The sequence below is a fragment of the Serratia sp. Res13-Sevr-LER1-36-b genome (assembly GCF_015673035.1).
Classification (GTDB): Bacteria; Pseudomonadota; Gammaproteobacteria; order Enterobacterales; family Enterobacteriaceae; genus Chania; species Chania fonticola_C.
This window is the reverse complement of sequence record NZ_JADACK010000044.1, coordinates 311791-323423: the sequence shown is the minus strand read 5'-3', so window position 1 is coordinate 323423 and position 11633 is coordinate 311791. Positions and strand designations below refer to the sequence as shown.

At 53.6% G+C, this 11633-nt stretch carries 11 protein-coding genes; 4 read left to right on the top strand and 7 right to left on the bottom strand.

Annotation, left to right across the window (positions count from 1 at the left end; genetic code table 11):
- Nucleotides 1–109: 109 nt before the first annotated feature.
- Both IMQ33_RS25305 and IMQ33_RS25300 read left to right on the top strand, forming a co-directional pair.
- Complete coding sequence (locus IMQ33_RS25305; RefSeq protein ID WP_021179672.1) at nt 110–550, top strand: DUF1090 domain-containing protein; 441 nt, start codon at nt 110–112, stop codon at nt 548–550.
- An 83-nt stretch (nt 551–633) separates the two neighbouring features.
- Nucleotides 634–2802 carry a fimbria/pilus outer membrane usher protein gene (locus IMQ33_RS25300; RefSeq protein WP_186530220.1) on the top strand — a complete coding sequence of 723 codons (2169 nt, stop codon included), beginning with the start codon at nt 634–636 and terminating at the stop codon, nt 2800–2802.
- Here IMQ33_RS25300 and ruvX read toward each other — a convergent pair.
- The 6 genes from ruvX to IMQ33_RS25270 all read right to left on the bottom strand — a co-directional run bounded on the left by ruvX (nt 2765) and on the right by IMQ33_RS25270 (nt 6913).
- Complete coding sequence (ruvX, locus tag IMQ33_RS25295) at nt 2765–3187, bottom strand: Holliday junction resolvase RuvX (protein WP_021179674.1); 423 nt, start codon at nt 3185–3187, stop codon at nt 2765–2767. The two genes, IMQ33_RS25300 and ruvX, sit on opposite strands and share 38 nt — an antisense overlap.
- On the bottom strand, nt 3187–3750 hold the full coding sequence (locus IMQ33_RS25290; RefSeq protein WP_024484035.1) for a YqgE/AlgH family protein: 564 nt from the start codon (nt 3748–3750) through the stop codon (nt 3187–3189). The genes ruvX and IMQ33_RS25290 overlap by 1 nt, the downstream gene beginning before the upstream one ends.
- Before the next feature lie 65 nt (nt 3751–3815).
- The gene (gene gshB, locus IMQ33_RS25285; protein ID WP_024528355.1) at nt 3816–4766 is read right to left on the bottom strand and encodes a glutathione synthase; all 951 of its coding nucleotides are present in this window, start codon (nt 4764–4766) and stop codon (nt 3816–3818) included.
- Nucleotides 4767–4799: 33 nt separating this feature from the next.
- Nucleotides 4800–5531, bottom strand: a complete 732-nt coding sequence (rsmE, locus tag IMQ33_RS25280; RefSeq protein WP_065684800.1) for a 16S rRNA (uracil(1498)-N(3))-methyltransferase — start codon at nt 5529–5531, stop codon at nt 4800–4802.
- A 68-nt stretch (nt 5532–5599) separates the two neighbouring features.
- Nucleotides 5600–6298, bottom strand: coding sequence for a deoxyribonuclease I (gene endA / locus IMQ33_RS25275; RefSeq protein WP_024528353.1), 699 nt, complete (start codon nt 6296–6298; stop codon nt 5600–5602).
- A gap of 114 nt (nt 6299–6412) precedes the next feature.
- The gene (locus IMQ33_RS25270; protein WP_021806282.1) at nt 6413–6913 is read right to left on the bottom strand and encodes a SprT family zinc-dependent metalloprotease; all 501 of its coding nucleotides are present in this window, start codon (nt 6911–6913) and stop codon (nt 6413–6415) included.
- Between the two features lie 367 nt (nt 6914–7280).
- On the opposite strand from IMQ33_RS25270, the gene fumA reads away from it, so the two are divergent.
- Nucleotides 7281–8927 carry a class I fumarate hydratase FumA gene (fumA, locus tag IMQ33_RS25265; RefSeq protein WP_024484031.1) on the top strand — a complete coding sequence of 549 codons (1647 nt, stop codon included), beginning with the start codon at nt 7281–7283 and terminating at the stop codon, nt 8925–8927.
- 160 nt (nt 8928–9087) lie between these two features.
- The gene (locus tag IMQ33_RS25260) at nt 9088–9978 is read left to right on the top strand and encodes a helix-turn-helix domain-containing protein (RefSeq protein ID WP_065684549.1); all 891 of its coding nucleotides are present in this window, start codon (nt 9088–9090) and stop codon (nt 9976–9978) included.
- A 54-nt stretch (nt 9979–10032) separates the two neighbouring features.
- On the opposite strand, the gene IMQ33_RS25255 is transcribed toward IMQ33_RS25260, so the two are convergent.
- A complete protein-coding gene (locus IMQ33_RS25255) occupies nt 10033–11427 on the bottom strand; it encodes a sugar porter family MFS transporter (RefSeq protein ID WP_065684548.1) in 1395 nt (464 codons plus the stop codon).
- Nucleotides 11428–11633: the final 206 nt, after the last annotated feature.

Below are 11633 nucleotides of genomic sequence, written 5' to 3'. Positions count from 1 at the left end.
GATTAAGGCTTCTGTGGATATTAAGGTAAGCACGATCATTTTATTCTTTGTTGCACAGGAAGGGGGGCTTTGGGGCTCCTCATGTGTAATAACGTTTAAGGATTAAATGATGAAAAACACCACTAAATTAGCGATTCTGCCACTGGTTCTGGTTCTGGGCGCGAGCTTCTCTACCATGGCTAATGCGGCTTACGACTGTAACGCCAAGCGTGCTGCGATCGAATATCAGATCCAGCAGGCTGAGAAGTACGGTAACTACAACCGCGTAGCGGGTCTGAAGCGTGCTCTGAGCGAAGTTAATGCCCATTGCACCAACGGCAGCGTGCTGCAGGACGCGCAGAAGAAAGTTACCAAGCTGGAACAGAAACTGGCCGACAAGCAGCAAGACGTCCAGGAAATTAAAGCCGACCTGCGCGAAGCTCAGGCTAAAGGTGACGCCAAGAAAGTGGCCAAGTACCAGAAAAAACTGCAAGAAAAGCAGGCTGACGTAAAAGAAATCAAACAGGAGCTGAAGCAGGCTCGTGCTGAACTGGCCGCTGCACAGAAATAAGCAGTCATGATTTGGTAATTAAGGGGCGCAGATGCGCCTCTTTTTGTGTTGGATAAATATTGTGGTTAGCACTCAGGGAACGAATGAAACCCACTTTTCATATTGCCATTATGTCGTTAGGCCTGTTGGTTAACGGTGCCAGGGCTGAAATAAATAACGTCTATCTCATTATTAACGATAACTTTAAGGGTGAGGTGGCCGTTAACCTGGGGCTGGATGAGCAGCCGTGTATTGATGCCTCATTGCTACGTGAGTGGGGGATACGTGATGCCGTGATAGTGATGGAAACGACCCCTGAAGGTTGTATTCTGCCCGGCGTATTGAGTGCTCGAAAAATTGGGGTTTTCTATGAGCCGATAGCGCAATTGCTGACGGTAGATATCCCGGCCAGCATGCTGGGTGACAGCAAGCTGGCAGGCCGCTGGGATGACGGCATCAATGCGGCATTTGTTAACTATCAGTTCAATTACGGCCATTATGCGGGCGAAAACTATCGCGATACGCAGCGGCACGACAGCCTGTATGCCGATATTACCACCGGGGTAAACGTGGGCCCTTGGCGGCTGCGTTATCAGCCCGTCTATCAGAAAGAGATCTGGGGCAACCCGACCTGGCACACCGAAAGGGCGCTAGCCTATCGGGATCTCAAAGCCTGGCGCGCTACGTTGACCTTGGGTGACAGCGTGACGCCATCAGTTTTATTCGACAACGTCCGATTCCGTGGCATCAGCCTGGTATCGGATAGCCGAATGCTACCGGATGGCCTGCGGCAGTTTTCCCCCTGGATACGCGGCTTCGCACGGAGTAATGCGGAGGTGAGGGTGCGCCAGAACGGTGAGGTCATCTATCAGACGTTTGTTTCCCCGGGAGCATTCGTGTTGAAAGATGTCTATCCGCCTGCGCTTGAGGGGGATCTTACCGTCACGATACGCGAAAGCGACAGTACCGAAACCGAACGAAAAATCCCCTACTCCTCCATGCCCAACCTGGTTTACGCCGGCCAGTGGCGCTATGACGCCTCGGTGGGTAAATACCAACCCTATTACGGCATGGAAGAGGAGCAGCCAGGCTTTGCCCAGGCCTCGCTCAGTTATGGGCTCCCAGGAAAGGTTACCCTGTATGGTGGTTTCCAGGGGGCAGATATTTATCGCAGCGTGGCGGTCGGGATTGGCAAGAGTCTTAACCACTGGGGAGCGATTTCGGCGGATTACACGTTTTCATCTGCCCGTCAGCCAAGGCGTTCAGCGCCGGACACCGGCGGCATGGCGCGTATGCGTTACGCCAAGGCTTTCCCGGCCTGGGAGTCTTCCCTCAGCCTGATGGCGCAATATTATCCACGGCAGCGCTATCGCACGTTTGGCACGGCGATAGATCAGCAGAGCACCTATTGGTGGGACTGGGAAGACGGCATTTTTGTCGGTGACTTTGACGAGGAAAAAAAGTATCGCCTGGAAGCGCGCTATAACCAGTATCTGTCCGATTCAGACAGCCTTTACCTGACGTTGGCTCGAGAGGCCACGCGGGGTAATCAAAGAGGCGAAACCAGCGTCGAGATGGGCTTCAGCGCCAGCCTGGGTAAGGTAGACGTTGCGCTGTATGCGGAATATAACCGCCCCTCGTATGGCAAAGAACAGGCACAGTTGGGGCTCTCTGTCTCGCTGCCGTTGAACGCGCTCGGCGCACCACGTATGAAGCTGAACTACGATCATACGTTGGCTAACGATCGGACCGACAGCCGGCGGATAGGCGTCAGCGGTACGCTGCTTGACGACTATAGCCTGAGCTATAATGCCAGCACTAGTCAAAGCCAACGCAATGGCAGCAGCCAGGATCTGAGCGCCAATTATCAATATAACGCAGGTGACCTGCGGGTAGGCCATTCGCAAGGGGCAGGCTATCGCCAGCAGAATCTGGAGCTTGCTGGCAGCCTGATGGCGCATCAGGAAGGCCTCACGCTTGGGCAGACGTTAGGCGAAACCGTGGCCATCGTCAGCGTGCCTGGGACGCCGGGGATCGGCATCGATAATCAGTATGGCGTCACCACCGACTGGCGGGGCTATGCGCTGATAGGCAATCTGACGCCGTACCGTATCAACAGTCTGACGCTGGACAGCCTCGAACTACCGGATACGCTTGAGTTGCCTGAATCTGATCAGGAAGTGGTGCCTACCGCCGGTGCGATCATGTTCAGCCGCTTTGCTCCGGCACGGAAAATCAGCCCGGATGCTGCTCAAACCAGCTCTCCAGAATAACCACGGCGGAGGCAGAATCAACGCTGCCTTTATCCAATGCGCGGAATCCCCCATGGTCAAACAGATTGGCCCGTGCCTCAACGGTGCTCAGGCGCTCATCATGCAGGGCAATCTGCACGCCAAAGCGGCCATGCAGCCGGTTGGCAAATTTACGCGCTCGTTCGGTCAGTGGTTGCTCGGTGCCATCCATATTCAAAGGTAAGCCAACCACCACCAGGTCTGGCTGCCATTCTTTCAGCAGGCGTTCGATCTTCTGCCAGTCAGGAACACCGTCCTGAGCTTTAAAGGCCGCCAGCGCCCGAGCGGTGCCGGTAATTTCCTGGCCGATAGCCGCGCCGATGCTTTTGGTGCCGAAGTCGAAGGCGATAATGGTGCGGTTAGTCATCAGGCGTGTCCTGCGTGGCTGGCAATGCTGCGAATATCGATGCCAAGGCGGTTGGCTGCTTCGCGCCAGCGGTTGGCGATCGGCGTGTGGAACAGAATGTCGGTGTCAGCCTCGGTCGTCAGCCAGGCATTCTCCAGTAGCTCTTGTTCCAACTGGCCCTTTTCCCAGCCCGCATAGCCAAGCGCCACCAGCACATCGGCGGGTTGATCTGGCGTGCCAAGCGTTTCCAGCACGTCTTTTGAGGTGGTGATCATGGTGGCCGGTGAGATTTGAATGCTGGAACCAAAGCCTTTGCGTGGGGTATGCAGAATAAAGCCGCGATCGTCAGCCAGTGGGCCGCCAGCAAACACCGGCTTATCCAGGCTGATCGCCGGATCGCGCGGTGAAGGCTTGATGTCGAGTTTATCCAGCACCGTCTCCACGGTGAAATGTTCCACGGGCTTGTTGATCACTAATCCCATGGCTCCGTCGTCATTATGTTCGCAAACGTATATCACCGAACGTTTGAAGCGCGGATCTTGCATTGCGGGCATGGCAATCAGGAAATGGTGCTGTAAATTCATGGCGTTAATTCAATTCGGAAGTAAAATGCATGCCCTCTCCCAATGAGAGAGGGCGCGTCGTCGGCCTACTTCGCGGCCAGACGTTTTTCAATGGCGTCCATCAGCATGCCGGTGACGGAAACCGGGAATGCGGCTTCGATCTCACGGGCGCAGGTTGGGCTGGTGACGTTGATCTCGGTAAGGCGATCGCCGATCACGTCCAGGCCAACAAAGATCAGCCCTTTCTCTTTTAGCGTTGGAGCAACCGCGCGGGCTATTTTCCAGTCGCTTTCGCTCAGCGGGCGCGCTTCACCACGGCCACCGGCGGCCAGGTTACCACGGGTTTCGCCCTGGGCAGGGATACGCGCCAGGCAGTAAGGCACCGGTTCGCCATCCACCACCAGAATGCGTTTGTCCCCATCCTTGATGGCTGGCAGGAAGTTTTGCGCCATGCAGAAGCGGCTACCGTGCTCGGTCAGGGTTTCGATAATCACCGACAGGTTGGGGTCGTCCTGCTTCACGCGGAAGATTGAGGCTCCGCCCATGCCATCCAACGGCTTGAGGATGATGTCGCCGTGCTGCTGGTGGAATTTGCGGATATGAGCAGCGCTGCGGCTGACCAAGGTGTCTGGCGTCAGTTCCGGGAACCAGGCGGTGAACAGCTTTTCATTACAGTCACGTAGGCTCTGTGGCTTGTTAACCACCAGCGTGCCTTTCACTTCGGCCCGTTCCAGGATGTAGGTCGCATAGATGTATTCAGTGTCGAACGGCGGATCTTTGCGCATCAGGATCACGTCCAGATCCTGTAACGCCAGGTCCTGCTCGCTGCCAAAGCTGAACCAGCTCGCTTTGTCTTCTTTCACGTTCAGCAGGCGCGTGCGGGCACGGCCATCACCGGCATGCAGATAGAGATCGTTCATCTCCATATAATGCAGTTCCCAGCCGCGGCGCTGCGCTTCGAGCAGCATGGCAAAGCTGGTGTCTTTTTTGATATTGATGGATGCGATAGGGTCCATCACGATGCCGAGCTTGATCATCTCTTCTCCTTACGAACCTGTGAAGACAGGTCCTTAGCCCAGGTCGCCGAAACGGACCTGCAAAGCGGTAATTGCGGTGAGCGCGGTGGTTTCTGTACGCAAAACGCGTGGCCCCAGCAGGATATCAGTAAATCCATAGTCTGTGGTCATGGCAATTTCTTCGGCGGATAATCCGCCCTCCGGCCCAATGAGCAGACGTACGCTCATTACCGGCAACGGCAAGGTATTGATGCTTTGGCTGGCGCGTGGATGCAGGTTCAGCTTGAGGCTATCGTCCTGCTCGGCGCACCAGTGTTCCAGAGTCATCGCTGGGCGGATTTCCGGAATGCGGTTGCGGCCGCATTGCTCGCAGGCCGCGATGGCGATTTTTTGCCACTGCTGGAGCTTTTTCTCCAGGCGCTCACCGTCGAGTTTAACGCCGCAGCGCTCGGAAAATAGCGGAGTGATCACGTTCACCCCCAACTCAATGGATTTCTGGATGGTGAATTCCATCTTTTCGCCACGGGAGATCACCTGGCCAAGATGTAAGTTGAGTGGTGATTCGCGATCTTCCAGTTGCCCGGCGTTGATCTGAACCAGCACGTTCTTTTTATCCACCCGGGTGATTTCTGCCTCAAACACCTGGTTGCTGCCATCGAACAGTTGCAGTGCCTGCCCGGCGCTCATCCGCAGCACGCGGCCGACATGATTGGCGGCATCCTCGCTCAATGCAATTTCTGCACTGGCGCTCAAGGGCTCTGGATGGTAAATGCGGGGTTTACGCATAATGATTGTCAGATCCTGGCTCAATGAAACGGCGCTGCCGATGGGCAGCGCGAAAGCACTATAGTAGGTCAGCCTTTTTGCTGCTGACAAGCCTGTTGAATATAAGGGTTGTGATTCCCTTGTACTATGGCGATGCGTGCTTCACGTTGACATTCCCAGGCGCTGACCGGATATAGGCGGTTCCAGGCTTCAAACAGTTGGGTTTGCTGGCGTGAAAGCGGCAACTGGTAGCGATCGCGCATGTAGAAGTAAGTGCGTGCGATGGCACCTCGCGCACGGGCCGGTGGCTCGGCTTGCTTGTTTTTGAAGTCCACCTTCATTTGGCACTGCCCGTATTGCCCTTCGCCACCCCGCCACTGGCTGTACATAAAGTTATTGCGGTCACCGTTTACTTCACCGATGGCGGGTTGCAGGTTGTGCAGATCGATCTCTATCTGGCGATAAACCGGATCCTTGTTGCAGTTTTTACGCCCACCCTGTTGCCAGCACTGCAACTGATGGCCGAACTGCCAGGCTGGAACCACATGTTCCCACTCGATACGCCCGGCGCGTTGGGCATTTTTACGGACCTGATAGCCGCAGCTAGCGAGATCGGGAATGCCTTTCTTACCTTGCCAATCGATCTTGCAGCCACAATAAAAGCTGCCTGGGGCGTCCTGGTTGATTTTGGCGGCAGCAGCCTTGGCCTGGGTAAAGTTATTAATCCCCTTGGCTAGCGTGCCGCTGGAGGCCGTCAATACGACTAAAAATAAAATTTTGCGATGCATATTCCAAAACAGCTCAAAATTGGAAAGGCAGGCAGGGTAACGGAAGTCACCGATAGGTGCAAATAGAGATAATAGATTGTTTTAACTTATAAATATTATTGTTAACGGCTTTGGTTAACCGGAAAATGTCAGCTTTTCACCGCACTGACGGCAGCGGTATTCGCTCTCGCCGCGCATCACCCGATTATGGCGGCGCAGGGTCAACTGATGCTGCTGGCAATCGCAGCGGTAGGGAAAGGTTTTGCTCTGTACCGAGCGGGTCTCAAACTGGTGGGTACGGCTGGCGGGAACCTGCAATACGTTTTCCATCATCCAGCGCCATTCCCGGCCATGCGGCGGCACGCGGCCAAACTGGCGGAACACCAACAGGTGAGCCAACTCATGGGGGACCACTTCGTCGATAAACGGCTGTTGGTTTTCCATCAGCAGCACTGGGTTGAGGCGGATTTCCCAGGCTTGCAGCCAGGCGGTGCCCGCGCTGGTGCCGCGTTGCTGATACAGGATCTTGGGCTCTGGGAACTCGACGGCAAAATGCTGCCGCGCCAGCTGCAATTTGTCTCGCAGGCAGCGCATTACCGCCTGTTGCAGCGCAATGGGGATTCTTACTCTGTTCATAATGGCGCTAGCTTAAGCAATGATGCGGCGGCTGGCAACGGGAGCAGTAAGGAAATCGTTTCTAGATGGACGCAGCTATTTTCCCACAATGATAAGCCGATCGACTCACTTCGATTGTAATCATTGTGTTAACTGCGGGATAATAATCCGTGCATGATGAGTCTGTACCCGCAGTTCTCACCGGATGAGGTCAGAAAAACATCGCCAGCGTTAAGTCCCTACGTTAATACAGGTTATTTTGCGATTTGGCGCAATAACTGACTACCTAAAAATACGTAAGGTGTGGGGAGTTTTTTTGACGCAGCGCGCCCCGAGCACGCTGGGTAAGTGTGAATTTAACGCAGCTGATGTTGCAAGTGAGAGATCAATGTCGAATAAACCGTTCCATTATCAAGATCCGTTCCCGCTGAAGAAAGACGATACCGAATACTATCTGCTAAGCCGTGACCACGTTTCCGTCGGCGAATTTGCCGGCCAGGAAGTCCTCAAGGTTGACCCGCAAGCCCTGACCCTGCTCGCCCAGCACGCTTTCCACGACGCCTCGTTCATGTTGCGCCCTGCGCACCAGCAGCAGGTGGCGGATATCCTCAATGACCCCGATGCCAGTGAAAACGACAAGTACGTTGCGCTGCAATTTTTGCGTAACTCAGAAATCGCCGCCAAGGGTATTTTGCCAACCTGCCAGGATACCGGCACGGCGATCATCATGGGTAAAAAGGGACAGCGCGTCTGGACCGGTGGTGGGGACGAAGAAGCCCTGTCGCGTGGGGTATACAACACCTTTATCGAAGACAACCTGCGCTATTCGCAAAACGCCGCGCTGGATATGTACCAGGAGGTCAATACCGGCAGCAACCTGCCTGCGCAGATCGATCTCTACAGCGTGGATGGTGACGAGTATAAATTCCTGTGTATCGCCAAGGGCGGTGGTTCGGCCAACAAAACCTATCTGTATCAGGAAACCAAGGCGCTGCTGTCCCCAGGTAAGCTGAAAGACTATCTGGTCGACAAGATGCGTACTCTGGGCACCGCGGCCTGCCCACCGTACCACGTGGCCTTTGTAATTGGTGGCACTTCGGCGGAAGCCACGCTGAAGACCGTGAAGCTGGCTTCAACCAAATACTATGATGCGTTGCCAACCGAAGGCAACGAACATGGCCAGGCGTTCCGCGATGTGGCACTGGAAGAGGAACTGCTAAAAGAAGCCCAGAATTTGGGCCTGGGTGCACAGTTTGGCGGCAAATACTTTGCCCACGACGTGCGCGTAGTGCGTTTGCCACGCCACGGCGCTTCTTGCCCGGTGGGGATGGGGGTTTCCTGCTCCGCCGACCGTAATATCAAAGGCAAGATCAACCGTGAGGGGATCTGGCTGGAGAAACTGGAGCATAACCCAGGTAAATTTATTCCACAGGAACTGCGCCGCGCGGGTGAAGGGGAAGCGATCAAGGTGGACCTGAACCGCCCGATGGCCGATATTCTCAAGCAGCTGTCACAGTATCCGGTGTCTACCCGTCTTTCCCTGAGCGGCACCATCATCGTTGGGCGTGATATTGCCCATGCCAAGCTGAAAGAGCGTCTGGATCGTGGCGAAGGTTTACCGCAGTACGTGAAAGATCACCCGATCTACTACGCGGGCCCGGCCAAAACGCCAGAAGGCTATGCTTCAGGTTCTCTGGGGCCAACCACGGCAGGGCGCATGGACTCCTATGTCGATCTGTTGCAGTCACACGGCGGCAGCATGATCATGCTGGCCAAAGGTAACCGCAGCCAGCAGGTGACGGATGCCTGCCACAAGCACGGCGGATTCTATCTTGGCAGCATTGGTGGCCCGGCGGCGGTGCTGGCACAGCAGAGCATCAAGAGCCTGGAGTGTGTGGAATATCCTGAACTGGGTATGGAAGCTATCTGGAAAATCGAAGTGGAAGATTTCCCGGCCTTTATTCTGGTGGACGACAAAGGGAATGATTTCTTCCAGAAGATCCAGGAATCTCAATGTACGCGCTGTGTGAAGTAATCTGATTGATAGCCGCCCCTGGTGGGCGGCTTGTATTTTGAGTAACAAGCTGTGATGTTTGTGATGAATTCGTCAACCTTTGTAAAATAGTGTCGTCGCTTTGGACGCTCTAAATAAATCTGTATACCATTGCCGTGGACAATTTTGGCTAGGAAGAGTAATGGTGACGCAGGAAACGCATATCAAAGAATTACTGGTCTGGATAGAAAATAACCTACGCAATCCACTATCACTGGATATTGTTTGCGAAAAATCCGGCTACTCGAAATGGTATCTGCAGCGCATGTTCCGCCGACAGACCAACCTGCCACTTGCTGCTTATATCCGCGCTCGTCGCCTCTATCTGGCGGCCTTTTCATTACGCTTTACGCAGAAAAGCATTCTGGATATTTCGTTGGAATATCAGTTCGATTCCCAACAGACATTCTCACGCTGTTTCAAAAAACATTTCTCTGTCACACCTAGCGCCTACCGTAAGGCCCAGAATTGTGACTTCAGCCATCTGGTGCAATCGCTGTCGCTGAATCAACCTAGCGATATCTCTATTGATTATGTTGAGGTTAAACCAGACAGCTACTCGCTGGCCGGTCAGTATTATTCTTATCACATCGAGATTGAACAGTTGGGCGAATCCCACGCGGCAATTCGTGATGGAATAAAGGATCGTTTTTGTGACGAGTTTAGTTTAAATCCAGACAAACTTTATGCGCTAACCAATTTTACGCCGGATGGTGAACGGGTGAAGGTCGACTATTTTGTTGCGGTTGATAAAGCGATCGCCAAAGGTAAATCGTTGCCGGAACTTCCGGAAATCAGCGGCGGTTATTGTCGCTTTCGCTATGCTGGCAAACCGGTGGCCCTTCACGAACATATTGCCAGCGTTTATACCAAACTTCTGCCGCAGTTTAATCTGGTACGCCGGGAAGGGTACGATATTGCGCAGCATAGCTACTCGCTCGATGGTGACGAAGAGCTGTATCTGGAATATGAGTATCTCATCCCAATAGTGCCAGACAAAGCCTTCGCAGAGAAAACCAACCCGCGCTCCTGATTGCCGTTGCGGATGTAAATACCGCCCGAAACGGGCGATAATCAAAGACCTCGATCAGTGTGAACCAATCTCCCGTAGCGGTTTCCCTGCCATCAGATTTCGCTCGATATGTTCCAGAGAAATATTTTTGGTTTCAGGTATCAGGGCAATGGTAATGAAGATAAAGACCAGGTTCAGCCCGGCATAGATCCAGAAGGTATGCGCGCTGCCCAGGCTGTTGAGCATCGTCAGGAAGGTGGCCCCCACGATCATGTTGGCGATCCAGTTTACCGTCGTTGAGCAGGTGATACCGAAATCACGGCCTTTAAGCGGTTGGATCTCTGAACATAATACCCAAATCAGCGGGCCGGCACTCATGGCAAAACCGACAATAAACATCAGCAACATCAGTATCGCGAAGTATTGAGCCGCAGGCGTATTCATGCCGATATTCATCATGGTACCCAATGTCCCCATGCCGATGGCCATCACCAGGAAGCCCAGCTTCAGCGTAGGTTTACGGCCCCAACGATCCACCAGGCCGATGGCAATAAAGGTTGCCAGCACGTTCACTAACCCGACGATCACCGTTCCCCACATTTGTTGCGCTGTACTGGCAAAACCGGCCAGATCGAAAATTTTCGGCGCGTAATACATAATGACATTCATGCCGGTGAACTGCTGCATAACCTGAAGCAATACGCCAAGATAGACCGCACGGCGGAAATTCTTGTTGTCTTTGAACAGTGCCCAACCGCTTTGCTTGATTTTCAGGCTTTCACGGATCTCATCCAGTTCGGCTTTCGCCTGTTCGGTCGTATCTCGCAGCATTTCCAGCACTTTCCTGGCTTCTGCATCACGGCCACGTGACGCTAACCAGCGAGGGCTGCGGGGCAGGAAGAACACGCCAACAAACAGCAACAAAGCCGGAAGGGTGATAATACCCAGCATCCAGCGCCATGAACCGCTGTAGCTGAAAGCCGTATCGGACAGATAAGCCCCCAGGATCCCTATCGTAATCATTAGCTGGTACATGGAAATCATGCTGCCGCGAATGCGTTCAGGCGCGATTTCAGAAAGGTACAGCGGGGCAGTGAAGGATGCGATGCCTACTGCCAGGCCGAGCAGAACGCGGGAAACCAGCAGAATGTCGTTGTTGGGGGCGAAAGCAGAGCAAAGCGAGCCAATGACAAACAGCACGGCGCCAATCATCAGGCTGTATTTGCGCCCCAGCCGGTAAGAGAGCCAGCCACTGCCGACAGCGCCAACTGCTGCACCGAACATCATTGAGCTCACCACCCATTCTTGTTGTTGGGAAGTGATTTGGAATTCATGAGCAATAAAAGGTAATGCTCCGGCGATCACGCCGATATCCAGCCCAAACAGTAAGCCTGCCAGTGCTGCCAGAAAACAGACAAAGAAGGTCATTTGGGCATTCGATCTGCCTTTACTTGTTGATGATGTACTCATAACGGCCTCGGTTAACCAGATAGATGATTCGTTAATAGGCAATGTTATTGGTCTAGGTGATGATTTAACGTGCTATCGATCACATTTAGTGTAATCGGTTACACTTAATGTGTTTATGTATTACGATTTAACATCATGAATATGAGATGTTAAACCATGGTTTAAAATAGGATTGGTGATTTTATATGCCAATTTGTGTAATCGCT

What these genes read in the sequence shown, in the direction of transcription:
- IMQ33_RS25305 (WP_021179672.1), top strand. Translation starts at nt 110, where the DNA reads ATGAAAAACACCACTAAATTAGCGATTCTGCCACTGGTTCTGGTTCTG.
- IMQ33_RS25300 (WP_186530220.1), top strand. Translation starts at nt 634, where the DNA reads ATGAAACCCACTTTTCATATTGCCATTATGTCGTTAGGCCTGTTGGTT.
- ruvX (WP_021179674.1), bottom strand. Translation starts at nt 3,187, where the DNA reads ATGACTAACCGCACCATTATCGCCTTCGACTTCGGCACCAAAAGCATC.
- IMQ33_RS25290 (WP_024484035.1), bottom strand. Translation starts at nt 3,750, where the DNA reads ATGAATTTACAGCACCATTTCCTGATTGCCATGCCCGCAATGCAAGAT.
- gshB (WP_024528355.1), bottom strand. Translation starts at nt 4,766, where the DNA reads ATGATCAAGCTCGGCATCGTGATGGACCCTATCGCATCCATCAATATC.
- rsmE (WP_065684800.1), bottom strand. Translation starts at nt 5,531, where the DNA reads ATGCGTAAACCCCGCATTTACCATCCAGAGCCCTTGAGCGCCAGTGCA.
- endA (WP_024528353.1), bottom strand. Translation starts at nt 6,298, where the DNA reads ATGCATCGCAAAATTTTATTTTTAGTCGTATTGACGGCCTCCAGCGGC.
- IMQ33_RS25270 (WP_021806282.1), bottom strand. Translation starts at nt 6,913, where the DNA reads ATGAACAGAGTAAGAATCCCCATTGCGCTGCAACAGGCGGTAATGCGC.
- fumA (WP_024484031.1), top strand. Translation starts at nt 7,281, where the DNA reads ATGTCGAATAAACCGTTCCATTATCAAGATCCGTTCCCGCTGAAGAAA.
- IMQ33_RS25260 (WP_065684549.1), top strand. Translation starts at nt 9,088, where the DNA reads ATGGTGACGCAGGAAACGCATATCAAAGAATTACTGGTCTGGATAGAA.
- IMQ33_RS25255 (WP_065684548.1), bottom strand. Translation starts at nt 11,427, where the DNA reads ATGAGTACATCATCAACAAGTAAAGGCAGATCGAATGCCCAAATGACC.